Origin of the sequence: Bradyrhizobium icense, from assembly GCF_001693385.1 — a bacterium.
Classification (GTDB): domain Bacteria; phylum Pseudomonadota; class Alphaproteobacteria; order Rhizobiales; family Xanthobacteraceae; genus Bradyrhizobium; species Bradyrhizobium icense.
On sequence record NZ_CP016428.1, the window covers coordinates 7,240,264 to 7,265,440 of the forward strand.

General features: G+C 63.0%; 21 protein-coding genes. 13 read left to right on the forward strand and 8 right to left on the reverse strand.

What is annotated here, in order from left to right:
- Positions 1 to 34: 34 nt before the first annotated feature.
- From LMTR13_RS33625 to galE, 5 genes are all read left to right on the forward strand, one after another.
- Positions 35 to 829, forward strand: a complete 795-nt coding sequence (locus tag LMTR13_RS33625; protein WP_065733182.1) for a class I SAM-dependent methyltransferase — start codon at positions 35 to 37, stop codon at positions 827 to 829.
- Between the two features lie 3 nt (positions 830 to 832).
- Complete coding sequence (locus tag LMTR13_RS33630) at positions 833 to 1,585, forward strand: polysaccharide deacetylase family protein (protein ID WP_065731501.1); 753 nt, start codon at positions 833 to 835, stop codon at positions 1,583 to 1,585.
- 156 nt (positions 1,586 to 1,741) lie between these two features.
- Positions 1,742 to 4,033 (forward strand): exopolysaccharide transport family protein, encoded by a 2,292-nt coding sequence (locus LMTR13_RS33635; protein ID WP_065733183.1) that lies wholly within the window; start codon positions 1,742 to 1,744, stop codon positions 4,031 to 4,033.
- Entirely contained in the window at positions 4,026 to 4,850 is an 825-nt protein-coding gene (locus LMTR13_RS33640; RefSeq protein WP_065731502.1) for a WecB/TagA/CpsF family glycosyltransferase, read from the forward strand. The genes LMTR13_RS33635 and LMTR13_RS33640 overlap by 8 nt, the downstream gene beginning before the upstream one ends.
- A complete protein-coding gene (galE, locus tag LMTR13_RS33645; RefSeq protein ID WP_065731503.1) occupies positions 4,847 to 5,857 on the forward strand; it encodes a UDP-glucose 4-epimerase GalE in 1,011 nt (336 codons plus the stop codon). Before LMTR13_RS33640 ends, galE begins: the two co-directional genes overlap by 4 nt.
- A gap of 114 nt (positions 5,858 to 5,971) precedes the next feature.
- Here the strand turns inward: galE and LMTR13_RS33650 are convergent, their stop codons facing one another.
- A complete protein-coding gene (locus LMTR13_RS33650) occupies positions 5,972 to 6,574 on the reverse strand; it encodes a 3-keto-disaccharide hydrolase (RefSeq protein ID WP_065733184.1) in 603 nt (200 codons plus the stop codon).
- A 319-nt stretch (positions 6,575 to 6,893) separates the two neighbouring features.
- Between LMTR13_RS33650 and LMTR13_RS33655 the strand changes: the two genes are divergently transcribed.
- Entirely contained in the window at positions 6,894 to 7,133 is a 240-nt protein-coding gene (locus LMTR13_RS33655; protein ID WP_065731504.1) for a DUF2171 domain-containing protein, read from the forward strand.
- Positions 7,134 to 7,193: 60 nt separating this feature from the next.
- Positions 7,194 to 7,538, forward strand: a complete 345-nt coding sequence (locus LMTR13_RS33660) for a hypothetical protein (RefSeq protein ID WP_065733185.1) — start codon at positions 7,194 to 7,196, stop codon at positions 7,536 to 7,538.
- Here the strand turns inward: LMTR13_RS33660 and LMTR13_RS33665 are convergent.
- On the reverse strand, positions 7,512 to 11,600 hold the full coding sequence (locus tag LMTR13_RS33665; RefSeq protein ID WP_065731505.1) for a sensor domain-containing phosphodiesterase: 4,089 nt from the start codon (positions 11,598 to 11,600) through the stop codon (positions 7,512 to 7,514). The genes LMTR13_RS33660 and LMTR13_RS33665 overlap by 27 nt on opposite strands.
- A gap of 436 nt (positions 11,601 to 12,036) precedes the next feature.
- Here LMTR13_RS33665 and LMTR13_RS41425 point away from each other — a divergent pair, with 436 nt between their 5' ends.
- Entirely contained in the window at positions 12,037 to 12,177 is a 141-nt protein-coding gene (locus LMTR13_RS41425; protein ID WP_236843219.1) for a hypothetical protein, read from the forward strand.
- Positions 12,178 to 12,208: 31 nt separating this feature from the next.
- On the forward strand, positions 12,209 to 13,576 hold the full coding sequence (locus tag LMTR13_RS33670; protein ID WP_065731506.1) for an LLM class flavin-dependent oxidoreductase: 1,368 nt from the start codon (positions 12,209 to 12,211) through the stop codon (positions 13,574 to 13,576).
- Positions 13,577 to 13,722: 146 nt separating this feature from the next.
- Here LMTR13_RS33670 and LMTR13_RS33675 read toward each other — a convergent pair whose 3' ends face one another.
- The 5 genes from LMTR13_RS33675 to LMTR13_RS33695 form a co-directional block, all read right to left on the reverse strand.
- On the reverse strand, positions 13,723 to 14,580 hold the full coding sequence (locus LMTR13_RS33675; protein WP_065731507.1) for a D-amino-acid transaminase: 858 nt from the start codon (positions 14,578 to 14,580) through the stop codon (positions 13,723 to 13,725).
- A gap of 185 nt (positions 14,581 to 14,765) precedes the next feature.
- Complete coding sequence (locus LMTR13_RS33680) at positions 14,766 to 15,497, reverse strand: amino acid ABC transporter ATP-binding protein (RefSeq protein WP_065731508.1); 732 nt, start codon at positions 15,495 to 15,497, stop codon at positions 14,766 to 14,768.
- 87 nt (positions 15,498 to 15,584) lie between these two features.
- Positions 15,585 to 16,277, reverse strand: a complete 693-nt coding sequence (locus LMTR13_RS33685; protein WP_065731509.1) for an amino acid ABC transporter permease — start codon at positions 16,275 to 16,277, stop codon at positions 15,585 to 15,587.
- 2 nt (positions 16,278 to 16,279) lie between these two features.
- Positions 16,280 to 17,011: an amino acid ABC transporter permease gene (locus LMTR13_RS33690; protein ID WP_065731510.1), complete on the reverse strand. Its 732-nt coding sequence runs from the start codon at positions 17,009 to 17,011 to the stop codon at positions 16,280 to 16,282.
- 237 nt (positions 17,012 to 17,248) lie between these two features.
- Entirely contained in the window at positions 17,249 to 18,100 is an 852-nt protein-coding gene (locus LMTR13_RS33695) for an amino acid ABC transporter substrate-binding protein (RefSeq protein ID WP_236843519.1), read from the reverse strand.
- Positions 18,101 to 18,957: 857 nt separating this feature from the next.
- On the opposite strand from LMTR13_RS33695, the gene LMTR13_RS33700 reads away from it, so the two are divergent.
- The 3 genes from LMTR13_RS33700 (at position 18,958) to LMTR13_RS33710 (ending at position 22,104) form a co-directional block, all read left to right on the forward strand.
- Complete coding sequence (locus LMTR13_RS33700; RefSeq protein ID WP_065731512.1) at positions 18,958 to 19,926, forward strand: Bug family tripartite tricarboxylate transporter substrate binding protein; 969 nt, start codon at positions 18,958 to 18,960, stop codon at positions 19,924 to 19,926.
- A 176-nt stretch (positions 19,927 to 20,102) separates the two neighbouring features.
- A complete protein-coding gene (locus LMTR13_RS33705; protein ID WP_065731513.1) occupies positions 20,103 to 20,588 on the forward strand; it encodes a tripartite tricarboxylate transporter TctB family protein in 486 nt (161 codons plus the stop codon).
- 7 nt (positions 20,589 to 20,595) lie between these two features.
- The gene (locus tag LMTR13_RS33710; protein ID WP_065731514.1) at positions 20,596 to 22,104 is read left to right on the forward strand and encodes a tripartite tricarboxylate transporter permease; all 1,509 of its coding nucleotides are present in this window, start codon (positions 20,596 to 20,598) and stop codon (positions 22,102 to 22,104) included.
- Here LMTR13_RS33710 and LMTR13_RS33715 read toward each other — a convergent pair.
- A complete protein-coding gene (locus LMTR13_RS33715; RefSeq protein ID WP_065731515.1) occupies positions 22,101 to 23,498 on the reverse strand; it encodes a M20 family metallopeptidase in 1,398 nt (465 codons plus the stop codon). The two genes, LMTR13_RS33710 and LMTR13_RS33715, sit on opposite strands and share 4 nt — an antisense overlap.
- A 185-nt stretch (positions 23,499 to 23,683) precedes the next feature.
- Here LMTR13_RS33715 and LMTR13_RS33720 point away from each other — a divergent pair, with 185 nt between their 5' ends.
- A complete protein-coding gene (locus tag LMTR13_RS33720) occupies positions 23,684 to 25,063 on the forward strand; it encodes an LLM class flavin-dependent oxidoreductase (RefSeq protein WP_065733186.1) in 1,380 nt (459 codons plus the stop codon).
- The last annotated feature ends 114 nt before the right edge of the window (positions 25,064 to 25,177 follow it).

Genomic DNA, 25,177 nt, shown 5'->3' on the forward strand with positions numbered 1-25,177 from the left:
CAAGGCAACCGCCACGTCAGAATGGATGAAGTCGATGAACGAGGCAGTCACGATCGGCCACGTGCCGGCAGCCAATTCTACCGATGCCGTGCAGCATCCGCAGGCGCTGCTCGAGCTGGTGCACGGCGAGGCGCGCCAGAGCCTGCTCACGGTTCACGCCATCCTCGAAGCGACGCTGCCTGAAGGTGAACTGTCGATCTACGAAGCCGGCGGCGGCTCGACCAGCTTCCTGCCGCTCAAGGTGCTGCACCGCGCCGACGTCACCGTGGTCGACATCGACGAGGACCAGATCCGCAACAACGACTACGCGCAGCAGGCCATCCTCGGAGACATCCAGATCCATCGCTTCCGGCCCAATAGCTTCGACCTGGTGATCTGCTACAACGTGATCGAGCATGTGCCCAACGTCGAAGCCGCACTGCTGCGTTTCTGCGAAGCACTGAAGCCGAACGGCCTGATTCTGATCGGCGCGCCCAATCCGCGCTCGCTGTCCGGCTTCGTCACCCAGCACTCGCCGCACTGGTTCCATGTCTGGTTCTACCGCCATGTCCGAGGCGACAAGAAAGCCGGCCTGCCCGGCCACGCGCCGTTCCCGACGCTGTTCCATCCGCTGGTCACGCTTTCCAATCTGGAGGCGTTCGCCGAGCAGCACGGCCTGCAGATGATCTATCGCAAGCAGTATGAGAGCCCGCGTTATCCGGAGATGCGGTTGCGCATGCCATTGTTTGCTGCGCTGGTCGATGCCGCCGCGCGCGTGATGAACTTCTTCCTGCCCGGCCGCACCGACGTGCGGCACGGCGACTACCACGTGATCCTGCGAAAGCGCTGAGCCATGAACGCGCTATTGTCAGAGGCAAGGGCGAAGGTCGGCCACCGGCTGGCGATGCACCTGCGCGTCGATCTGTTCCGGCTGCACAACAGCACGCCAATGGTCAGCTTCACCTTCGACGATCTGCCAAAGAGCGCGGTGACGTCTGGCGCTGCGATGCTCGAAGCGCATGGCGCGCGGGGGACGTTCTATGTCTCGGGCAGCCTGGTCGGCGCCGATGGGCCGGACTGGGTGGCGGGCGATGCCGACGACGTGGTTGCACTTCATCGCAGGGGTCACGAGATCGGCTGCCACACGTTTTCGCATCAGCGCGCCTGCGACCTCGACGCGGCCGCGATGCAGCAGGAAATCACGCGCAACCGCGCTTACCTTCACGCGCTCGATCCTTCGATACGGATCGATAGTTTTGCCTATCCGTTCGGATACGGCTCCTACGCCCGGAAGCATCAGCTCAGGAAGGAATTTCAGACCTGCCGCAGCATCGTCCAGGGGGTCAACAGCGGCGGTGTGGATCTGCAGTTCCTGCGCGCCATGCCGCTGATCGATCGCGAGATGGATCGTGACGGGATCGAACGCGCGTTCGACGACGCGCAAACCAATAATGGATGGTTAATATTCTACGGCCACGACGTCACCGACCGGCCGAGCCCCTATGGCTGCTCGCCTGCCCTGCTCGAGCATGCGCTTGCGGCGGCATCGCGGCGGAAAATTCCGGTCCTCACCATGGCGGAGGCGATGCGATGCGCCCGCGGTTAAACGCTTTGTTTGCCATTTCGGTGAATAGTCCCTCGGTGAGTATGGTTAATTTTCCCTGTTGCGTTTTCTCGGCGCTTTTTTCCGGCGCATCTGGCGTGACCAGAAGAGTAACCCCTCAGCCGATGCGTGCGGCAGTTCGAATGGATGCTGGGGTCGATGCTTATCTATGACCAGCCGATAAAGCCTGACGCCAGGCCCGCCGCGGTGACCGCGCCGGCCGGCTTCAGCGTGCTCGACCTGGCCCAGTTGCTGTGGCAACGGAAGGCTGCGATCGCATCGGCAGCTCTGATCTCCGCCTGCATTGCCGTTGCGGTCGGCAAGAGCCTGACGCCGAGGTACACGGCCTCCGTCCAGCTCTACGTCGATCCCCGCGAACTGCAGCTCGTCGATCGCGAATTGACGCCCCGCGCCCAGGATATTTCCGGTCTCGCGATGGTGGTGGAGAGTCAGGCGCGCGTCATCACCTCGAACAACGTGCTGCTGCAGGTAATCCGCGACACCAATCTGGAAGAGGATCCGGAGTTCGGCGGCGGCGATGCCAGGGGCTTGCTCGGATCGCTGCTCGGCCTGTTCGGGATCGAGCTGCGCCCGACCGCCGAGCAGCAGAAGCAAATTCAGATGAGCGCGCTGGAAGCGCTCAATCGCCACATCAACGTCAAGAAGACCGACCGCACCTTCATCGTCGACATCGACGTCTGGTCGTATGAACCGGCCAAGGCGGCGATGCTCGCCAACGCGATCTCGAAAGCCTATTTGGCCGAATCCAAGCAGTCGCAGGCTGCCGCCGCGCGGCGCGCGACCAGCGATCTATCCGGCCGGCTGAAGGAATTGCAGGAGCGGCTTCGCAACGCCGAGAACACGCTTGCCGTCTACAAGGCGCAGAACAACTTTGTCGGTACCCAGGACACGCTGATCAGCGACCAGCAGCTCTCCGCCAGCAACCAGCGGCTCGCCGCAGCGCGTGCGCTGACGCTCGACGCGCAGGCCAAATACGACCAGATCGCAGCCAGCCGCAAGGCATCGAGCGACGCCGGCGCCATTCCCGAGGCGTTGCAGTCGGCGACCATCGCCAATCTGCGCGCGCAGTATGCCGAGGCGCGGAAGCGCCAGGCGGAGCTGCAGAGCGAGCTTGGACCGCGTCACCCGGCGCTGCGCCAGATGGAGCAGCAGGTGCAGGACCTGCGTCGCGCCATCAACGAAGAGGTCGAGCGCTTCGCGCAGGCCGCGAAGAACGACCTGATCCGCGCCCGCGATTACGAGGCATCGCTCAACAAGGCGCTGGAAGCCCAGAAGCGCCAGAGCGTCCAGATGAGCCAGGCTTCGGTGCGCCTGCGCGAACTCGAACGCGAGGTGGAGGCGAGCCGCGACGTCTACCAGTCGTTCCTGAAGCGATCGCGCGAAACCGAAGAGCAGGAGAGCCTGAACACCTCGAACGCGCGCATTATCGGCGAGGCCACCGTGCCGCAGCGGCGCACCTTCCCGCCGGCCATGAGCCTGCTCGCGATGATCGGCTTTGTCCTTGGCGGCCTCGCAGCCGCCGGCTGGATCGTCGCGGCCAATCAGTTGATGTCGGGCACGAACCCGCTTCAGCCCGGGGACAAGGCGCCGTCGGAATTGACCAAAGAGCCGGCCGCGCCTGAACCTGCGAGGAAGCCGCCCGCCGCCGAACTCCGGGCGCAACCTGCCGTCAGCCTGATCGAAAAGCCGTTGATCGCACAGCTGCAGGAAGCCGACGTGATACGCACGCTCAGTGGCATCCTTGCGACGGATGGCACCGCCGACGTCACGCGGTTCGGCTGGCCGACGCTGCGCGCCGGTTTTCCGCTGATGGCTGTGCTGAATGCCATGCGCGAGATGCGCGCGGCGCTGGCCAGGCGCGCCGGGCAAACGCCGCCCGTGATGGCTGTGATCGGCGCAGGTTCGGATCAGGACCGCAGCATCGCCGCGCTGAACATCGCGCTCGCCGCAGCACGCGACGGCGCCAAAGTGCTGTTGATCGATGCCGACCTCAAGCAACGTGCGCTGTCGGAGGAGGTGAGCCACCTGGCCAAGTGCGAGCCAAACCGTTTCGGCTGGCTCAACATCGGCGCCAAGGCCCCCCGCGCGATCCAGACCGCCAACGGAATTTCGATCCTGCCGGCCATCAAGGCTATGGAGGCGAAAGCGGGCGATACCATTCGAAAGGCGATTGCGCAGGCCCGTTCCGCCGGCGGCCATGACCTCGTGATCCTCGACGGGCCGGCGATGCCGTGGAGCCCGACCGACCGCAAACTGCTGGACATGGCCGAGGGACTGGTTGCGATCCTCCCGGTGCACTTCGACATCAACGACAGCATGGAAGACATCATCGCAGCCCTCGGCGGGGCCGAGCACAAGCTGGTCGGTGTCGTCCTCAGCGAAGTCGAGCCAACGGCCGACGGCCAGCAGCGGGCCAAGCAATATGCTTGAGCGCCGCGCAAATCCCGTCGGCCGAGCGGCTACGGCCGGCATACCCCGGATTACGCTGGGCGGGCTGCGGCTGGCCGTGCTGGACATCGAGCAGACTGCGAACTTCATGATCGACATGGTGTTCCCGCAACGCCGCATCAATCGTCCGCTCTATCTGACCTCGGCCAATGGCGAGGTGCTGGCGCGCTGCTCGACCGAACCGATGACCGACCGGCTGTTCCGGGCGGCCGATCTGATCAATGCCGACGGCCAGCCGCTGGTAACCGCGTCGCGGCTGAAATCAAGGACGCCGCTGCCCGAGCGCGTCGCGACCACCGACCTGTTCCACGTCGTCGCCCGCAAGGCACAGGCGGCCGGCCTCACCTTCTACCTGCTCGGCGCGGACGAGGCGGAGAATGCCGCCGCGGTCGCCGGCGTTCGCAGGCAATATCCCGATCTCAAGATCGTCGGCCGTTGCCACGGCTATCTCCGGGGCGAGGCCCTGCGCGCCAAGGTCGCCGAGATCAACGCGCTGGCGCCGGACTATCTCTGGGTCGCGCTCGGCGTTCCCTATGAACAGGCTTTCGTCGAGGAATTCGCGCCCGCCCTCTCCAATGTCGGCGTCATCAAGACGGCTGGCGGGCTGTTCAACTTTCTGTCGGGCAGCCGCGCCCGCGCGCCGCTGTGGATGCAGCTTGCGGGCTTTGAATGGGTCTGGCGCATCTGGCTGGAGCCGCGCCGCCTGTTCTGGCGCTATTTGACCACCAATCCCCGCGCGCTCTATCTATTGCTGAACAGGAGCCGATCGAGGGACATCGGCGGGACACGGAACCGATGAACAGCCGTCCAACCATTCTCGTCACCGGCGGTGCGGGCTATATCGGCTCGCATTGCTGCAGGTCGTTGGATGCGGCGGGCTACCAGCCCGTCGTCTACGACAATCTTTCGACCGGCCACCGCAGCTTCGCCGCGGGCGAACTGGTCGTCGGCGACATCGCCGACAAAGCGACGCTGGCGCGGACCTTTGCCGAGCATGACATCGTGGCGGTCATGCACTTCGCCGCGTCGAGCCTGGTCGGCGAATCCGTTGCCGATCCGCAGAAATACTACGTGAACAATCTCGCCGGCACGCTGTCGCTGCTCGAGACCATGCGCGCGGCCGGCTGTAACCGCCTGGTGTTTTCATCGACCGGCGCAGTTTACGGCAACGCCGACAGCAAGGCGCTGCGCGAGGATTACCCCTGTGCGCCGATCAATCCCTACGGCGCCTCGAAGTGGATGATCGAGCGCGTGCTGGCGGATTATCGCGCAGCCTATGGCTTCGGCTCGTTCGCGCTGCGATATTTCAACGCCGCGGGGGCCGACCCCGCCGGCGGCATCGGCGAGTTGCGCGAGGTGGAAACCCACCTCATCCCCCGCGCCATGATGGCGCTGCAAGGGCACGTGCCTGATTTCGCCGTGTTCGGCGACGATTACGAGACGCCCGACGGGACCGCGATCCGCGACTACATCCATGTGACCGACCTGGCGACCGCCCACGTGCTTGCCCTCGAGCTTCTGCTGCAGGGGCATACCGGCGGCGTCTTCAATCTCGGCACCGGCAACGGCTTTTCGGTGCGCGAAATACTCGCGACGATCGCCGCCGAGACCGGCCGCGAAGTCCCGCATGTCGTCAAGCCGCGCCGCGCGGGCGATCCGACCTATCTGGTCGCCGATCCGTCCGCCGCACGCGCGACATTGAACTTCCGTCCCGCCCATTCGGATGTGGGCGCGATCATCCGCACCGCCTGGGCGTGGCACAGGAAGGCCCACCCGCAGAAGGCGGGTTCGCCTGGCCGCGATTGAGGCGGATCGACTTCCGCCTCGACATCGACAATCGAAGAACGGCGACCGAAGGCCGCCTATGCCTCCCCCGCAAGCGGGAGAGGGAGTCCAAAGAGCGGCACAAAGCCCAACGACCTACAGCGGCTTGATCTGCACCTTGCGGAACTTGATGACGCCAGAGCCGTATTGCAGGGCGAATGGGCCGCTGGCGTGTTTTGAGTCCTGGACGTCGGCGGTCTTCTGGCCGTTCAGCACGACGACGAGATGCGGCCCCTTGGCCGTGATTTCGAAGGTATTCCACTTGCCGCCCGCCTTCGGCATCGGGTCGACCTTGGCCACGTCGACGATTGCGCCGGTGCCGTAGGTCGGATCGGGGCGCTTGTCGAAGATGTTGACCTCGTAGCAGATCTTGGAATCGATCTTGGCCGACTGGTCGCAGCGAATGAAGATGCCGCTGTTGGCGTCATCGTCGGCCCAGAACTCGACCTTCATCTCGAAATCCTTGTAGGACTGCTTGCTGACAAGATAGGAAGGATCCTTGCCCTCAGTGATCTTGTCTGCGACCAGCGCGCCGTCCTTCATCGCCCAATTGGCTTTTCCGACCTCGGTCCAGTCGCCCATCTTGGTGCCGTCGACGAGCGTCACCCAGCGATCGGTCTGGCCCAACGCCACGCTCGAAAATTGAACGGCGGCCGTGCCCATCAACAGGCCGGCCGCAAGCATCGACAAACGGTTCATGAACATAACCTCCCGTGGCTGCTTTTAATTGGGCGGAAACGTAGCATCACAGCAACAAGCGTAAATCCGTTTTTCATGCTGCAGTTGCGTCATACGCATCGCCGATGCCGGCTGGCAGTCTCGTCACGCATTTCGGCAAGCAGGTGCATTGGGACGGCGCCAAGGACGAAGACGCCGCGCTGCTGATAATGGGCGAACGTCTGGCGACCTCAACGGCGGCAGAAGAGAGTAACACCGGCCTCGCCGATCTATTCCCGCAGGCAACTATTTTGGATGCGGCGCGTTCTTGTGTTCTGAACCAGCTTACGGATGTAAGAACATGGCTGTTACCGCGCAGATCAAGGAACACATGGACGTCATCTCGTCGGACAGGAAGACGGTCGGAAAAGTCGACCGTCTCGAAGGAACCGACAAGATCAAGCTGACCAAACAGAGCTCGCCTGATGGTGAGCATCATCACTTCATTCCGGTGTCATGGGTCGATCACGTCGATCAGCACGTGCATCTCAACAGATCGGGCGCGGATGTGACCGCGCACTGGCAGCACGGCCGTCAGTGACCGGCTGATACGCATTGCGCCGCGTGCGGATGCGGATATCATCTGATGAGAGGAGATGGGATGCATCCGGCGGCGCGATTGCAGTTCGAACGCTTGATCGGCGAATACGCGCGCTGGCGGGCTGTTCCCGAAACCGAACGATCGCCCGCCCCGGCATGGTGGTGGGGACCGGCGATGGAGTTGCGCAGCGCGCCGCAATCCCTGCCGGCGGAATGGAGTGCCGAGCTTGGCCTGCCCAACCAGGCGACGTATGCCGCCGCGGCAGAGCTCCTTCTTAGAGCTTTCGCGGGGCAAACGTCCCTGCCCTGGCCGGACGATTTTCCCCGCAAGGCTGACGCTCCCGACGCAAAGCTCGTGCGTGAGTTGCACCCGCAGCCGTCAGACGACGGTGCGTTTCAACCCTGACCCGGCCTCCGGCTGCAGCGGCGGCGAGGCGAGCCGCGGTTCGGCCCGAAGCAGATCAGCCATTTGCTTTGCAGGGAGCGGCTTCGAGAACAAGAAGCCTTGCATCTCATCGCAGGCGTGATTGCGCAGGAACGCCTCCTGCTCGACGGTCTCGACGCCCTCCGCAATGACGGTCATGCCGAGCGCCTTGCCCATGCTGATGATCGCCTGCGCTATGGCCTGGTCTTCGGAATCGACAGGCAGGTCACGAACGAAGGAGCGATCGATCTTGATGGTATCGATCGGGAACTGCTTCATCAGCGACATCGACGAGTAGCCGGTTCCGAAATCGTCAATCGCAAGGCGAATGCCGCGGCTCTGAATCGCGTCGAGAATCTTGATCGCGCGCGAGACATTCCGCATCACCATGCTTTCGGTGACTTCGAGCTGCAGCAGCACCGGCGACATGCCGCTTGCCAACAGCGCCTCGTCGACATCGTGCAGCAGATGTGGGTCGGCGAATTGCCGCGGCGACAGGTTGACTGCCATCGTCACCGGCCGCAGGCCGCGGCGCTGCCAGGCCATGTTCTGGGCGCAGGCTTCCCTGAGCACCCAGCGGCCGATCGGAACGATAAGCCCGGTTTCCTCGGCGAGCGGGATGAATTGCCCCGGCGATACCGAGCCGAGCGCGGGATGATTCCAGCGTAACAACGCTTCGACGCCGGTGATCTGACGGCTCTCCATGTCGATCTTGGGTTGGTAGTGCAGCGAGAACTGGTCGCGCTCCAGTGCGCGGCGCAATGCGCTCTCCAGCGTCAGCCGCTCGATCGACTGCGTCTTGATCTCCTTGGTGAAGAAGCGGAAGCCGTTCTTGCCGTCTTCCTTGGCGAGGTACATCGCCATGTCGGCGTTCTTGGTCAGCGTCTGCATGTCGGCACCGTCAGAGGGGTACATCGCGATCCCGATCGAGGCGGTGGTATGGCATTCGTGACCGCTGAGCTGCAGCGGCTGGCTCAGTACGGAGAGAAGCTCGCCGGCAATGCGCTCGACCTCGTGGGGCTCGGCCGTCTCTTCCAGAATGACCACGAACTCGTCGCCGCCGAGCCGTGCCACGACATCGCTCGAACGCAGCGCGCGGCGCAGCCTGCCGCCGATCTCCACCAGCAGCATGTCGCCGGCGTCGTGCCCCAGCGAGTCGTTGATGACCTTGAACCTGTCGAGATCGATGAACAGCAGCGCAAACTGCCGCTGGTAGCGCGCGGCGGCGTCGATCGCGCGGCGAAGCATGCCGTTGAACATCTCCCGGTTCGGCAGGTCGGTCAGGCTGTCGTGCGAGGCCAGGTACTCGATCCGCTCGTCCGCGCGGGTCTTTTCGTCCGCGCGGTCGAAATTCTCCAGCGCAAAGGACACGTTGTCGACGAGCCGCTGCAACAGCTCGGCAAATTCGAGCGTAAATGTATCCTTCTCGAGCGACATGAAAGACATCACGCCGACGGCTTTCCCGTGTACCAGCAGTGGGAATGAAGCGCCGGAATTCGTGCCGTCAAGGCGCGCTCTGTGGTGAAACGCCTCGGCATTGGGATCAGCAAGGTAATCGTTGATGATACAGGCCCGCTGGGAACGGATCGCCTGACCGCACAGCCCACGTCCCTCCGGGTGCGCCTCACTGGCCGATATCTTTGCCAGACGCGCGCTAAGGGCAGTCGGACCGGCGGCACCTACAACGTCGAGATAATCGCTGTCGGGATTCCTCAACACGATGGAGGTCAGGGTGAACTTGCCGCCGTTGGCCGCGGCCTCGCACACCAGATCGAACAATTCCGACCGGGAGGTCGCGCGGATGATCGCCTCATTGGTCGCGCTCAGCGCCGCCAACATGCGCGTCAAGCGCTCCTTCTGCACCTCGGTCCTCGCCTTGTCGTCGGCACGGTCGAAATTCTCCAGCGCAAATGACACGTTGTCGGCCAACCGCTGCAGCAGTTCGACGAATTCGCCGGTGAAGGTGTCCTTGTCCAAGGACATGTAAATCATGACGCCAACTGGCTCGTCGCGCACCAGGAGGGGAAAGGCGGCGCCTGACTGAGCGCCATAGCTACCTACGACGGCCTGGAAGGCGGCAACGCGCTGGTCGCTGACATAATCATTGGTGATGCATGGACGCCTGGTTCGAAACGCCGTTCCGCTGAGCCCCCGTCCCTCGGGAAGGCTTTCATCCGTCGACAGCCTGACGTGCCGCGTCGTCTCGGCTGCCGGGCCCGAGGCGGCCACGATTCGGAGAAGGTCGCTGGCCGGAGTGGCCAGCGCAATGGTGGTCGACGTGAACCTGCCGCCATCTGCTGCAGCGTCGCACACGAGATCAAAGAGCTCGGTGCGGGACTTGGCCCGCATGATGGCTTCATTGGTCCTGCTCAAAGCAGCGAACATCCGCGTCAGGCGCTCTTTCTGACTTTCGGTCCTCGCCTTCTCGTCCGCGCGGTCGAAATTCTCCAGCGCGAACGACACGTTCTCCGTGAGCCGCTGCAGCAGTTCGGCAAATTCGGGCGTGAAGGTGTCTTTCTCGGACGAGATGAAGAACATCACGCCGACGGGTTGACCGGAAACGAGCAGCGGAAATGCAGCGCCCGACATAGCGCCATCGCTGTGAATGAACTGACGAAATGCCGATCCTCGGGGATCGGCCCGCAAGTCGTTGGCGATGCAAGCTCGCCTGGAGCGGAACGCATTGCCGCAGAGACCGCGCCCTTCAGGCAGATCCGCGTTGGTCGAGACCTTGACCCGCCGCATGTTGTTTGCCGTCGGTCCCGCAACGGCCACCAGATCGATATCGTGGCTGTCGGGGTGGGCCAACAGGATACTGGTCGAGTTGAATCGTCCGCCGTTCGCGGCAGCTTCGCACACGAGTTCGAACAGCTCCGTCCGCGACGTAGCACGGACGATCGCTTCGTTGGTGGCGCTGAGCGCCGCCAGCATGCGTCCCAAACGTTGCTTCTGGGCGTCGGCCCGCGCCTTCTCGCTGGCGCGCTCGAAGTTTTCCAGCGCAAACGAGACGTTTTCCGCAATGCGCGCCATCAGCGCGACGATCTCTTCATCCTCCGCCCACAGCCTTCCGACGAAGAACAGCAGCACGCCGATACTCTCATCCGCCTTGATCAGGGGAACGGCGACGCAGGCGGTAACGCCCGTCTCGCGGGCGGCCTGATGCCAAGGCTGCCCCTGTGACGAGTTTAGGATGTCGTTGTTGACGGCCGGCTGCTGGGTCCGGAATGCCTTGCCGCAGACACCCGTCCCATACGGGTTGCCCGCGTCGATCGAGAACGGCGCACGCATGATCTGTTCGACGATTGCGCCTGTCCCGGCGGCCGGCTTCAACCAGATCGAATCCGGCTCTGCAAGCAGGACCACGGTGGCCGCGGATTTGCCGCTATATACCGCTGCGTCGCAAACGCGCTGATAGAGATCCTGTTCGGTCTTGGCGCGAAGAATGGCCTCGTTGGTCGCGCTGATGGCGCCGAACATCCGGTTCAACCGCCGCATCGCGCGCTCGCCGTTCTTGCGCGCGGCTTCATGGTCGAAATTGTCGAGTGCAAACGAAATGTTTGCCGACACACGCTCCAGCATCGAGACGAGCTGTGCGTCGATCGAGTGCGCCTCACGGCGTGAGACCAACAACACACCGACGCTGTGGCCATTGCAGATCAACGGCAACGCTGCCGCCGCACCCACCTGGTTGGCCTTGGCGCCCTCGCGCCAAGCCAACGAGCGCGGATCGTTCAGAAAATCATTGATGACGCATACCCGCCGATCGCGGAACGCGTTTCCGGCAGCCCCCGATCCCTCTGGCGTGCCGGCCACGATCGAAATGTCGATGCTGCGCAGGCGGGGCACGTCATCGCCGCAGCCGGCGGCGAAGCGCAGGAGACTGGTTTCGCTTTCCAGCAGGAAGACCGACACGGCCAGGAAGTCGCCGACCGAGAACGCGGCTTCGCAAACCTTGGCATACAGTTCTTCGGGCGATTTTGCGTACAGAATCGCTTCGTTGGTCGCATTCAACGCCGCGAGTGTGCGCGCGATATCGGTCTTCACCGTCCCCAAGCTCCCTTCCGGCAGCGCCGGGCTGCCCGCGGATTTTATGCGTGCAGCAGGCCTAAATGCTCGTTATTGGCGACCGGGAGTTGCGATTCAGAGTAAATGTCGGACCAACGACGAACGGCGCCGCTCCGGAGAACTACGGCCATTCACGATTTGTCAGCCATACCGCTGGCGCGCGCCGGCCGGGACGCGTCGCCTACCGCAAGTAATTTTCGAATTTTGCAGGATGAAAATCCTGATACGTGAGGGCCGTGCTGACAGCATGCCTAACGGGATATTTCCACGCTTGCCCTGCCGCTGATGCTTTGAGAGCATGCCGGCCGCGGCAACAAGCAAGACCCGCTATCGCGCGGGCGTTCAAGGTGAGGAAATTCCTAATGACGACGGTCCAGGCCGATCGTCTCACGCGCATCGGCGCGCAATTTGAGGCGTGTTCTATCCCGGTGAGATCGAACATATCCGCGAGCAGCAGCGCCGGCGCGACGGCATCGAGGTCGAGGACGACACGTGGGAAAAACTGAAGGCACTCGCCACCGACCACAAACTCGCCGCCGAACTCGACCTGAAATGAAATCCAATCCTGCCCGCACAAGGAGAACGGCATGACACGGCAAATGGCGCTGGTGGGATTTTTGCAGGCGCAGAACTGCACCAACCTGCCGAGTTCGTGGCGGCATCCGGAATCGCGTGACGATTCGATGTCGGTCGACTACTACCAGGAGATCGCCCGGATTCTCGAAGCCGGCAAGTTTCACATGGCGTTCTTCGACGACCGCCTGGCGATGCCTGACCGCTACGGCAATGACCACGCTCATACCGTCGAATACGGCATCCGCTGCGTCAAGATGGATCCGTTGATCGTGCTGACCACGATGAGCATGGTCACCGAGAAGCTCGGCCTGGGGTCGACGTGTTCGACGACTTACTACGAGCCGTTCGACGTCGCACGGCGCTTCGCTACCCTCGACCTGATGTCGGGCGGACGCGCCGGCTGGAACGTCGTCACCTCGCTCAATGATGGCGAGGCCCACAACATGGGCAAGGACGCTCATCTCGAACATGATTTCCGCTACGATCGCGCCGACGAATTCATGGAAGTCGTACTCGGCCATTGGGACACCTGGGAAGACGGATCCTTGATCATGGACAAGAAGACGGGCCGCTTCGCCGATCCGGCCAAGGTGAAGCGGCTCGACCACCAGGGACAGTTCTTCAAGTCACGCGGCCCGTTCACCGTGCCGCGTTCGGCGCAGGGCCACCCCGTCATCATCCAGGCCGGCGCGTCCGGCCGCGGCCAGCGATTTGCGGGGCGATGGGGCGAGGTGATCTTCACCGCCGCACGCAATGTGGCCGCCGCCAAGGAAGGCTATGCGGCGGTTCGCAACGAAGCGGCGAAAGCCGGCCGCGATCCCGACCAGATGTTCCTCTGCAACCTCACCACGCCGGTTTGCGGCGCGACCAGGGCGGAGGCCGAGGACAAGATGGCGCTGATCAACAAGCTGCCGCTGGAAATCGACGCGCTGTCGCTGCTTGCAGAAGCGCTGAACTACGATTTCGCCGCCAAGCCGCTCGACGAGCCGCTGACGTCGGAAGAGCTCAAGAGCATGCAGGGCATATTGGGCATTCGCGACGGCGTGCTCAAGAATTCGGGCAAGATCAATCCCAGCGCGCGCGATTTCGTCACCTTCTCCGGCCGCGGCCAGGTGCAGGACGCGATCGTCGGTGGCCCGAAGGAGATCGCGGACAAGTTAGAGGAGATGTTCATTGAGCGTGGCTGCGACGGCTTTGTCATCGCGGCCACCATCGTGCCGGGCTCCTACGCCGATTTCGTCAAACATGTGGTGCCGGAATTGCAGCGCCGCGGCCTGTTTCACAAGGATTACGCCGGCAAGACTCTGCGCGAGAATCTCGGCCTGAAGCGGCCTGCCGCCAGCGCCTGGAAGACCCGGCCGCAGGCGGCTGCAGAATAACGAGAGGCCACTTCATGCGTTGGCTGAAATTCACCCGCCGCCGGCAACACCCGCTTCGCGCCGTCCTGCCGCGGCGCCTTGCGGAAGGCGAGCGTTCCTGCTGATGTCACCGCGCCATCAGCAGCGTGGCGACGACATCCAGGGTGTCACACGGCCGTCGCCTTGGCGAACTCGACATAGATCTCGCGCAGGCGGTTGGTCATCGGGCCGGGCTTGCCGTCGGCGACCTTTTTGCCGTCGATCGACACCACGGCCTGTACGAACACACTGGCGCTGGTGACGAAGGCTTCCTTGGCGGCCAGCGCCTCCTCGACCGAGAAGGCGCGCTCCTCCACGCGAAGCTGGCGCTCTTCAGCCAGCGCGACCACGGCTTTGCGGGTGCAGCCGGGAAGGATCTCGCTGCCGTTCTGCCGCGTCACGATGACATCATCCTGGGTCAGGATAAAGCATGACGACGAGCCGCCCTCGGTGACCTTGCCATCCTCGATCATCCAGGCCTCGCCGGCGCCGGCCACCGCCGCAGCCTGCTTGGCCAGCACCTGCGCCAGTAGCGCGACGCTCTTGATATCGCGGCGGGCCCAACGCAGGTCGGGCACCGTAATCACGTTGATGCCGGTCCTGGCCGAGGGCGCGTTGATGATGTCCTTGGTTGAGGTGAACATGATCAAGGTCGGCTTTACGTTCTTCGGAAACGCGAAGTCGCGGCCGGTGTCGGCGCCTCGCGTTACTTCCAGATAGACCATGCCGTTGACCAGATTGTTGCGCGCGACCAGCTCCTTCTGGATCTCCTGGATACGCTCCGTCGTCTCCGGCAGCGCCAGTTCGATCTCGCCGACCGAGCGTTTCAGCCGCGCCAGATGCGAGGCATTGTCGATCAGCTTGCCGTCGAGCACGGCTGCAACTTCATAGATGCCGTCGGCAAACAGGAAGCCGCGGTCGAGGATCGAGACCTTCGCCTCTGAAAGGGGGACGAATGAGCCGTTGACGTAAGCGATCTGTTCCAAAGTAGAGTCTCCTGGAGGAAAAAGCGAAACGGTTGTTTCGAATGTTATCCGCATTCTTTATAGCGCGGAACTCTAGCCGTCATTCCGGGGCGATGCGCGGCATCGAACTATGGTGTGCAATTGCGCACCTGAGAATCTCGAGATTCGGGTTCGCCTCTGCGAGGCGCCCCGGAATGACGGCGAAGTTAATGCGACAAGATCTTCGACAAGAATTTCTGCGCGCGCTCGCTGCGCGGGCTGCCGAAGAAATCCGTCTTCAGCGCGTCCTCGACGATCTCGCCCTTGTCCATGAAGATCACGCGATGCGCGACCTTGCTGGCAAAGCCCATTTCGTGGGTGACGACCATCATGGTCATGCCCTCATGGGCAAGGTCGACCATCACGTCGAGCACCTCGCTGATCATTTCGGGGTCGAGCGCCGAGGTCGGCTCGTCGAACAGCATCGCGATCGGATCCATCGCCAGCGCCCGCGCAATCGCGACGCGCTGCTGCTGGCCGCCGGACAGTTCGGCCGGATACTTGGTTGCATGCGCCTGCAGCCCGACACGGTCGAGCAGCTTCTCACCCTTCGCCACGGCCTCGTCATGCGAGCGGCCCAGCACCTTCTCCTGCGCCAGGCACAGATTTTCGATGATGCGCAGATGCGGAAACAGCTCGAAATGCTGAAACACCATGCCGACGCGGGCGCGCAGCTTTGGCAAATCGGTCTTGGGATCGTTGACCTTGATGCCGTCGAGAATGATCTGGCCTTCCTGAAACGGCTCCAGCGCGTTGACGCATTTGATCAGCGTCGACTTTCCCGAGCCTGACGGGCCGCATACCACCACCACCTCGCCCTTGGCGACGCTGGTGGTGCAGTCCTTCAGCACCTGGAAACTCGGCCCGTACCATTTACTGACGTGGCTGATTTCGATCATGAACCTATCCTTTTGAGCATGATCTCCGGGCAAACGCTTCGCGTTTGTCCCGAGGAAAACCGGTTTCCACTTTTCCGGATCATGCTCTCACCGAACAATAGCAATGCGTGCCTGCAGGCGCCGGACGCCATAGGACGCGACACAGGAAATCACGAAATAGACCGCCGCCGCGAACAGATACATCTCGACCAGCCGGCCGTCGCGCTGCGCCACCTTGCTGGCGGCACCGAGGAAATCCGGGATCGACAGCACGTAGACCAACGAGGTGTCCTGGAACAGCACGATGGTCTGAGTCAGCAGCACCGGCAGCATGTTCCGGAACGCTTGCGGCAGCACGATGTAGCGCATGGACTGGCTGTAGGTCAGGCCGAGCGCGCTTGCCGCGGCCGGCTGGCCCCTGGAAATCGACTGGATGCCGGCGCGCATGATTTCGGAGAAATACGCCGCCTCGAACATGATGAAGGTGACGAGCGACGAGGTGAACGCGCCGACGCGAATGGGCCGCGACGCACCCGTCAGCCACTGGCCGATATAGGGCACCAGGAAGTAGAACCAGAAGATGACAAGCACCAGCGGCAGCGAGCGCATGAAGTCGACATAGAGCCCGGCGATGCGGCCGAGCAGCTTGTAGCCGGACAACCGCATCAGCGCGATCAGCGTGCCGAAGATCAAGCCCCCTAGCGCCGACAACCCGGTCAGCATCAGTGTGAAGGTCATGCCGTCGAGAAACAGATAAGGCAGTGAGCGGCGGATGACATCGAAATCGAGATTGTCGAACATCGCTATTTCCCCGTGATGTAGCCGGGGATCGCCAGGCTGCGTTCGAGGAAGCGCATGCCGGTGACGACGACGATGTTGATCGCGAGATACATCACGGTCGCGGCGGTGAAGGCCTCGAACACCTGGAACGAGAATTCCTGCATCGCCCGCGCCTGGCCGGTCAGTTCGATCAGGCCGATGGTGATCGCGACGGATGTATTCTTCACGGTATTGAGAAATTCGGACGTGAGCGGCGGCATGATGATGCGGAACGCCATCGGCAGCAGCACGTAGCGGTAGCCCTGCGCCGTCGTCAGCCCGAGCGCGGTCGCGGCATTCTTCTGTCCACGCGGCAGCGAGGCGATGCCTGCGGCCAATTGCACGGCGACACGCGCCGACATGAACAACCCGACCCCGATCGCCGCCGTCCAGAACGGCGCATTGGGAATCTGCTTCAGCCACAGCCCCGCGCCGCGCGGAAGCAGCTCCGGCAACACGAAGAACCAGAGGAATAACTGCACCAGCAGCGGCATGTTGCGGAAGAATTCCACATAGCCGAAGCCGATCCAGGACGCGGTCTTCGACGGCAGCGAACGCAGAATGCCAATGATCGTGCCGAAGATCAGCGCTATGACCCAAGCCAGCAGCGCGGTCTTGATGGTCAGCAGCAGTCCCGACACCAGCATGTCGAGATAGGTGCCCGCCCCTGTCGGGTTCGGCTCGAAGAAGATGTGCCAGTTCCAGTTATAGTTCACGCTGCACCTTGTCCCCGAAAGTGCCGATAAAGCCTTTGGTCGCTGACGCTCTTGACCGCTAATGCCTATGCAAATGTCCGGCCATTTTCATTGCAAAAATGGCCGGACTATCTTGCTAGAAGTTCCTCATCCTGAGGAGCCCCGCATTGCGGGGCGTCTCGAAGGATGGAGGCCCGAGTGGGACCTCATGGGTTCGAGACGGCGCTGACGCGCGTCCTCACCATGAGGATTTACTTTTTACTTATACGAATCCGGATCCGGCGAGTCCGACGGCTTGGCGAATTCGTTCTTCAGCTCGGGGCTGATCGGCGTGTTGAGGTTCAGCCCCTTGGGCGGGATCTTCTGCGTGAACCACTTGTCGTAGATCTTTTGGCCCTCGCCGCCGGTGTAGAGCGCGGCTGTTGCCGCATCGACCACCTTCTTGAAGGCCGGATCGTCCTTGCGCAGCATGATGCCGTAGGGCTCGGGCTTGGAGAACGCATCCTTGGAGATGACGTAATCATTCGGCGCTTTCGAGCCGGCAACCAGGCTCGCGAGCAGGATGTCGTCCATCACGAAGGCCACCGCGCGGTCGGTCTCGACCATCAGGAACGCCTCGGCGTGATCCTTCGCCGGGATGATGTTCACGTTGAGGCTGCGCGCCGCGTTGGCCTCGGTGAGCTGCTTGATATTGGTCGTGCCGGCGGTGGAAACCACCGACTTGCCCTTGAGGTCGTCGATCGAATTGATCTTGCTCGCCTTCTTGGAAACGTAGCGGCTCGCGGTCAGGAAGTGGGTGTTGGTGTAGGAAATCTGCTTCTGGCGTTCGACATTGTTCGTGGTCGAGCCGCATTCGAGATCGATGGTGCCGTTGGCGAGCAGCGGGATACGGGTCGACGACGTCACCGGGTTCAGCTTGACCTCGAGCTTGTCGAGCTTGAGCTCCTTCTTCACGGCATCGACGATCTTGTAGCAGATGTCCATGGCGTAGCCGATCGGCTTCTGGTTGTCGTCGAGATAGGAGAACGGGATCGACGAGTCGCGGTAGCCGAGGGTGATGGCGCCGGTGTCCTTGATGTTCTTCAGCGTCCCGGTGAGTTCCTGCGCCATCGCCGGGGTGGTGCACAACGCACCCGCGAGCAGACAGCCGATAATCTGACGGTGTTTCACGTGACTTCTCCCTCCAAAGGAATTCAGATGATTGCTCATCCACCCTAACTCAGCAACTTGCCGGGCCGTTTGGCCGGCGGTCTCGAGCCTGTCCTGGCAAGACCCTTGGCAAGACCGCCTCCGGCGTGCCCGGCACTATGCCTGCACAATTCGGACCAAAACAGATTTAGCGCCCGTTGACCATCATGCATTCGGCCCCTGAATGCGACTAAAGACAAAGGCAACGCCCATTTGTCGCCGCCGATCGGGACCATCCGCTTCCGGCCGGAAGCCGCCACAGTGCCCTCCGTTAACCAAGCCACGGGATCGACCAGCCGATGACGTCGAGCCCTGGTGCGAGCTTCGTCCGATGACACCGGACAGCCGGCCGATCAATGGCTGGTCGCCGATCGACAGCCTCTTCATCAATTCAGGACATGGCATGCTGGGCTGGACGCTGTCGTACGGCAGCGCCGCGGCTGACGGCGGACATGATCGGTTGCAACCCCTCGGTCACCGCGACCAGAGCGTTTGCCCTGCGCTGCCAAATGGTCGATACGTTGCCAACGAACGGGCCGCCCCCTCCGGGTCGGGCCGTGATTGCACAAGCATCCCACGGTGCGACGGCCAAATTCCGTCATCCGGGATGCCGCCGCAGACCAAATTGTCGCATGCGCCATTTCCAGCTTGTTGCGGCACGGACGGGCCGGGCCCGGTCTCCCAATTAGCTTTTCTTCCACGGTAATTTCAGGGATGATCGAGCCTGGGAAGAAACGAGCGGCTCTCGTATCAAGGGAAGCTGCAGGGGAGAGTTGCATATGTTCAGACGTAGCCATTTCGCGGCCGCCATTGCTGCCTTCATGCTGATATCCGCAGCCGCCGGCGCGCAAGAATATCCCACCAAGCCGATCACGCTGATCGTCCCCTGGCCGGCGGGCGGTTCGACCGACATCTCGATGCGCGCGATCGCCGAGAGCGCTTCGAAAGTTCTGGGCCAGCCGATCGCCGTCGACAACAAGGCCGGCGGCTCCGGCACTGTCGGGCCTGCCACCATGGCGGCAGGCGCCAAGCCCGACGGTTACACCATCGCGCAGATTCCGATCACGGTGTTTCGGCTGCCGCTGATGCAGGAAGTCTCGTGGGATCCGGCCAAGGACTTCACCTACATCGTTCACCTCACCGGCTACACGTTCGGCGTCACCACGAGCGCCGAGTCGCAATTCAAGACCTGGAAGGATGTGGTCGATTACGCCAAGCAGAATCCCGGCAAGGTGACTTATGCGACGCCGGGCGCCGGCACATCACTGCATATCGGCATGGAGCAGATCGCCTCGATGGCCGACATCAAGCTGACCCAGGTGCCGTTCAAGGGCGGCGCGGAGACCAATGCCGCGGTGCTGGGCCAGCACACCATGCTGCAGGCGGATTCAACCGGCTGGCGGCCGCTGGTTGATGCCGGCAAGCTGCGGCTATTGATGGTATGGACCTCGGCACGCTCGCCGAACTATCCCAACGTGCCGACGCTCAAGGAACTCGGCTATCCCATGGTCTACGACTCCCCGTTCGGCATCGCGGGCCCGAAAGGCATGGACCCGAAGATCGTCGCCAAGCTGCACGACGCCTTCAAGAAGGCGCTGGAAGATCCGGCTGTCGTCGCCACGCTTGCCAAATTCGACATGGTACCGAACTACAAGAACACCGAGGACTACAAGAAGTTCGTCGTCGAGGTCACCGAGTCCGAGCGCAAGGTGGTCGACAAGCTCGGCCTGGCAAAGAAGACGAACTGAACACCGCCGTGGCCCGGGCGCGATGCAGCGCGCCAGCGCTGCTTCGCAGAACCGGGACCCATATCGCCTAAAAATCGTGGGCCCCGGCTCTGCAGCGCACCGCCATAGCGCGTCAAGACGCGCGTAAACGCTAACGGCGCTGCGCTGCGTCCGGGGAACGGCTGAGAGAGTGATCTATGAGTAACGACAGCGACGTCAAATTCCGCCTCAACAATTCCGAATTGTGGGGCGGGCTGATCGGGCTCGCACTTGGCGGCTTTGTCGTCTGGTCCGGGCTCAAATTGAAGCTCGGCACCGTCAACGATCCCGGCGCGGGATTCGTGCTGTTCTATACCGGCATCCTGATATGCCTGTTCGCCGCCGCGATCATTATCGCGGCTCTGACCGAGGGCGGGCCGACTTTCGGTTCGCGCTGGGAGAACACGCGCTGGACCAAGCCGGTGATCATCATCGCCTGCCTCATCGCGTTCGCGTTTTCGCTCAATACGTTCGGTTTTCTGCTGTCGTCGATCCCCCTGATGGTACTGCTGTTGCGCCTGGTCGATCCGGTGCGCTGGCAGATCACCATTCCGATCGCGCTACTGGTCCCGCTCGGCATGTGGTGGATCCTCAAACGTTTGCTTCTGATCCAGTTGCCTTCCGGCATCTTCGAAATCGGCTGACCGAACCATGGACACGCTCATCAACGTCGCGCATGGCTTCGGCGTCGCGCTTCAACCGGTCAACCTGATCTACTGCTTCATCGGCGTCTTCATCGGCACCCTCGTCGGCGTGCTGCCGGGCATCGGCCCGATCTCGGCGATGTCGCTGCTGCTCCCGATCACGCTGTCGGGGACGCCGGAATCCGGCATCATCATGATGGCCGGCATCTATTACGGCTCGATGTATGGCGGCTCGACCACCTCGATCCTGGTCAACATTCCAGGCGAGGCCGCTTCCGTCGTCACCTGCATCGATGGCCACCAAATGGCCAAGAAAGGCCGCGCCGGCCCGGCGCTCGGCATCTCCGCATTCGGCTCGTTCATCGCCGGCACTTTCGCGCTGGTCGCACTGATGCTGGTGGCGCCCAAGCTCGCAAGCGTTGCGATCGCGTTCGGACCGGCCGAGTATTTCAGCCTGATGGTGCTCGGCCTCGTCGTGCTGACCTTCCTGACGCAGGGCTCGATGGCGAAGGCGTTGCTTATGGCCTGCGTCGGCGTCGTGCTCGGCGTGGTTGGGCTCGACAGCATCACCGCGCAGCCGCGCCTGACCTTCGGCCGGATAGAGTTGATCGACGGCATCGGCCTCGTTCCCGTGGTGATGGGCCTGTTCGGCGTCGCCGAGGTGCTGCTCAACACCGAGCAGGTCATCAAACGCGACGTCATCAACACCAGGATCACGCATCTGTTGCCGAGCCGGGAGGACTGGAAAGTCAGTGTCGGCCCGATGTCGCGCGGGACGATTCTCGGATTCCTCCTCGGCATCCTGCCGGGCGGCGGCGCGGTGATCTCCTCCTTTGCGTCCTATGCGCTGGAAAAGCGGCTATCGAAGACGCCGGAGCGGTTCGGCAATGGCGCCATCGAGGGCGTAGCCGGCCCCGAGGCCGCCAACAATGCCGCGGCCGGCGGCGCCTTCATTCCGCTGATGACGCTTGGCATTCCACCGAATGTGGTGATGGCGCTGTTGCTCGGCGCGTTCGTCATTCACGGCCTGCAGCCGGGTCCGCTGATGATCACGCAGAACCCAGGTCTGTTCTGGGGCATCATCGCCAGCATGTATATCGGCAACCTGATGCTGCTGGTGCTTAACCTGCCGATGATCGGCATGTGGGTCCAGCTCCTCAAGCTGCCCTACAACATCCTGTTCCCGCTGATCATCCTGTTCACGATCATCGGCGTCTATTGCTCCAGCAACAACGTGTTCGACGTCTATGTGATGATCGCGTTCGGCGTGATCGGCTATTTCATGCGCAAGCTCGGCTACGAGCCGGCGCCGCTGGTGCTGGCCTTCGTGCTCGGACCGATGCTGGAGAACAATCTGCGCAAGTCGCTGATCCTCTCCCAGGGCGATCTGATGACCTTCGTCGAGCGGCCGATCTCGGCCGCCTGCCTGCTGTTCGCGGTCGTGCTGCTGGTCGCGCCGTTGCTGCCGGCGCTGCGCAAGAAGCGAGAGCTGGTCGCGCTGGATGAAGAGGCCTAGCGCCGCACGCCCGTACCTGGCGGCCTTTCGCCGAGGTCCCAGAACAGGCCCGCCATGATCGCCAGCGCCTCCTCAGTCACCGGCAGCAGAATGTGCTCGTCCGGCGCATGCTGAGAACAGCCGGGATAGGAATGCGGCACCCAGATCGTCGGCAAACCCAACCCTTCGGCGAACACGTCGTTGGGCAGCGAGCCGCCGAAATTCGGCAGGATCGCCGGAGCCTTGCCGGTGGTCTGCCGAATCGAGTTCGCAGTCCAATCCACCCAGGGGCTGTCGACGTCGGTGCGCGATGCGGCGAAACGCTGCGTGCCGCTGACTTCCACCATGGGAAAGCCATTGGCGTGCAGGTGCGTGCGCACGGCGTCGATGACCTCTTCATACTTGGTGCCAACGACGAAGCGGAGCTGCAGCACGGCATTGGCGCGTCCGGGAATCGCGTTGGCCGGCTTCTCGATACTGCCCGACGACATCGCCAGCACTTCCAGCGTATTCCAGGCAAACAGCCGCTCCGCCGGCGATAACCCCTCCTCGCCCCAGTCAGGCGCCAGCGCCGGCTCGTCCGCGGTCGGCTCGACCTTCACATCGGCAAGCGCCGCGCGGACGGCGTTCGAGATCCGTGGCGGCTTGAGCGCATCGAGCTTCATCCGCCCCTTGCCGTCGACGAGACTGGCGATGGCATTGCAAAGGATCGTCGCGGGATTGGCGAGCACGCCGCCCCAATTGCCCGAATGGTGGCCGCCTTCGCGCAAGTTGACATCGAGATGGATGCGGTTGCCGCCACGGCAGCCAAGAAAAATCGTGGGCCGATCGGCCGAGAGCCGCGGCCCGTCGGACGCCAGGAACAGATCGGCTTTCAGCGCATCGCGATGGGCTTCGCACACCTGCCGCAGATCGGGCGAGCCGATCTCCTCGCCGGTCTCGATGATGAATTTGGCGTTGAAGCCGAGCTTGCCGCCACGGGTCTCGCGCACGGCGCGCAATGCCGCAAGGTTGATGCTGTGCTGCCCCTTGTTGTCGGCGGTGCCGCGGCCGTAGACGCGCGCCCCCTTGGTCGTGACCTGCCACGGATCGAGATTGTCGCGCCATTCGCCCTCCATGCCGTCCACCACGTCGCCGTGGCCGTAGGTGAGCACGGTCGGCAGCGAGGCGTCCTCGCGATAGTCCGCCAGCAGATACGGGCCCTTACCGGTCGGCGATTCGATCAGGCGGGTGGAGAAACCGAGCGCGGCGAAGGCCGGCTGGAGGTCGTCGACGAGATAGGCGCGCAATGCCTCGCCGCTGCCGGGATTCTGGCTTTCGGTCCGAAATCCTACTCGGCGGCCGAGCTCGGCGAGAAACGCGCCGGAATGAAGATGCTCGCGTACCCGCGCAATCGCGTCGGCTCTATCAGCCATATTTCTTTCCTTTGTTCGCTAACGTGTTGGGGCCGCAACCTATCGGGATAAGTCGCCCGCTGGAAGTGGCAGGGCCTTTCGAAGGGGCCTTGCTAAACGCAGCCAGGATGCAACAATTTCAGGCAACCGCCCGGCGTTTAACCGGGCTAATGCGCGAGGGAACTGCGCACTGCGAGGTTCGCGTCATGACAAAACAAATCCGGCTCAATGCCTTCGCCATGAACTGCGTGGCGCATCAATCGCCGGGGCTCTGGACCCATCCGCGCGACCGCACGCTGGACTACAACCGCCTGCCCTATTGGCTCGATCTGGCGAAAGCGCTGGAGCGCGGCCGGTTCGACGGGCTGTTTCTTGCCGATGTGCTTGGCGTCTACGACGTGTTCGGAAACAGCCCGGACGCCGCGTTGCGCAATGCCGCGCAGACGCCGGCCAACGAGCCGCTGATGCTGATTCCGGCGATGGCGGCGGTGACGCAGAATCTCGGCTTCGGAGTCACCAGCAATCTCTCTTTCGAGCCGCCCTACCCGTTTGCGCGGAGAATGTCGACGCTCGATCATCTCACGGATGGCCGCGTCGGCTGGAACGTGGTGACCGGTTATCTGGACAGCGCGGCCCGCGGCGCCGGCAAGGATCGGCAGACCGCGCATGACGACCGCTACGACATTGCCGATGAATATATGGAGCTGGTCTACAAGCTCTGGGAAGGAAGCTGGGAGGACGACGCCGTGCTGCGCGATCGCGCGCGCGGCATCTTTGCCGATCCGTCGAAAGTGCATCGGATCGTGCATGAAGGTACCAACTACAAGCTCAACGCAATCCACCTGAGCGAGCCGTCGCCGCAGCGGACGCCGGTGCTGTACCAGGCCGGTACATCCCCGCGCGGTCGAAAATTCGCCGCCCAACATGCCGAATGCGTGTTCATGTCGGGTCCATCTGCAAAGATCATCGGGCCGCGCGTGGCGGCAATCCGCGCGCTGGCGCAGGAGATTGGACGCAACCCGGCGGAAATCCTGATGTTCTCGATGATGACGATCATTCTCGGTCGCACCGAGGCGGAAGCAAAAGCGAAATACGCCGATTATCGGGCGCACATCGCGACTGAGGGTGCGCTGGCCTTGATGTCAGGCTGGATGGGCGTCGATTTCTCGACCTACGACCTCGACCAGAAAGTGCGCCATGTCCAGAACGACGCCGGCCGCACCGCGCTCGACAACGTCACCCGCGCCGATCCGGACAGGGTCTGGACCGTGCGCGAAGTCGTCGAGCATGTCGGCATCGGCGGCGCCGGGCCGGTCGTGGTCGGCACGCCCGAGAAGGTTGCCGACGATATCGAGGCCTGGTTCGAGCAGACCGACGTCGACGGCCTCAACGTCGCGTTCGCCACCTCGCCCGGCGACTTCGAGGATATCGCCGACATGCTGGTGCCGGAACTGACAAAGCGCGGCCGGTACAAGAGCGAATATGCGAAGGGAACGCTGCGCGAGAAGCTGTTCGGCACAGGCAGCGCGCGGCTGACGGAGCAGCATCCGGCGAGTCGGTATCGGCATGCAGGCAAAGGCGGCTGAGTAGTGCTTCGTCGTTCCCGGATGGTCCGAAGGACCAGACCCGGAACGACGAGATTCTCAGGTGCGCAATTGCGCACCATAGTTCGATGCTTTGCATCGCCCCGGAATGACCGC

Coding starts and splice junctions, on each gene's coding strand:
- LMTR13_RS33625 (WP_065733182.1), top strand. CDS start 35: ATGAACGAGGCAGTCACGATCGGCCACGTGCCGGCAGCCAATTCTACC.
- LMTR13_RS33630 (WP_065731501.1), top strand. CDS start 833: ATGAACGCGCTATTGTCAGAGGCAAGGGCGAAGGTCGGCCACCGGCTG.
- LMTR13_RS33635 (WP_065733183.1), top strand. CDS start 1,742: ATGCTTATCTATGACCAGCCGATAAAGCCTGACGCCAGGCCCGCCGCG.
- LMTR13_RS33640 (WP_065731502.1), top strand. CDS start 4,026: ATGCTTGAGCGCCGCGCAAATCCCGTCGGCCGAGCGGCTACGGCCGGC.
- galE (WP_065731503.1), top strand. CDS start 4,847: ATGAACAGCCGTCCAACCATTCTCGTCACCGGCGGTGCGGGCTATATC.
- LMTR13_RS33650 (WP_065733184.1), bottom strand. CDS start 6,574: ATGAACCGTTTGTCGATGCTTGCGGCCGGCCTGTTGATGGGCACGGCC.
- LMTR13_RS33655 (WP_065731504.1), top strand. CDS start 6,894: ATGGCTGTTACCGCGCAGATCAAGGAACACATGGACGTCATCTCGTCG.
- LMTR13_RS33660 (WP_065733185.1), top strand. CDS start 7,194: ATGCATCCGGCGGCGCGATTGCAGTTCGAACGCTTGATCGGCGAATAC.
- LMTR13_RS33670 (WP_065731506.1), top strand. CDS start 12,209: ATGACACGGCAAATGGCGCTGGTGGGATTTTTGCAGGCGCAGAACTGC.
- LMTR13_RS33680 (WP_065731508.1), bottom strand. CDS start 15,497: ATGATCGAAATCAGCCACGTCAGTAAATGGTACGGGCCGAGTTTCCAG.
- LMTR13_RS33685 (WP_065731509.1), bottom strand. CDS start 16,277: ATGTTCGACAATCTCGATTTCGATGTCATCCGCCGCTCACTGCCTTAT.
- LMTR13_RS33695 (WP_236843519.1), bottom strand. CDS start 18,100: ATGGCGCAGGAACTCACCGGGACGCTGAAGAACATCAAGGACACCGGC.
- LMTR13_RS33700 (WP_065731512.1), top strand. CDS start 18,958: ATGTTCAGACGTAGCCATTTCGCGGCCGCCATTGCTGCCTTCATGCTG.
- LMTR13_RS33705 (WP_065731513.1), top strand. CDS start 20,103: ATGAGTAACGACAGCGACGTCAAATTCCGCCTCAACAATTCCGAATTG.
- LMTR13_RS33710 (WP_065731514.1), top strand. CDS start 20,596: ATGGACACGCTCATCAACGTCGCGCATGGCTTCGGCGTCGCGCTTCAA.
- LMTR13_RS33715 (WP_065731515.1), bottom strand. CDS start 23,498: ATGGCTGATAGAGCCGACGCGATTGCGCGGGTACGCGAGCATCTTCAT.
- LMTR13_RS33720 (WP_065733186.1), top strand. CDS start 23,684: ATGACAAAACAAATCCGGCTCAATGCCTTCGCCATGAACTGCGTGGCG.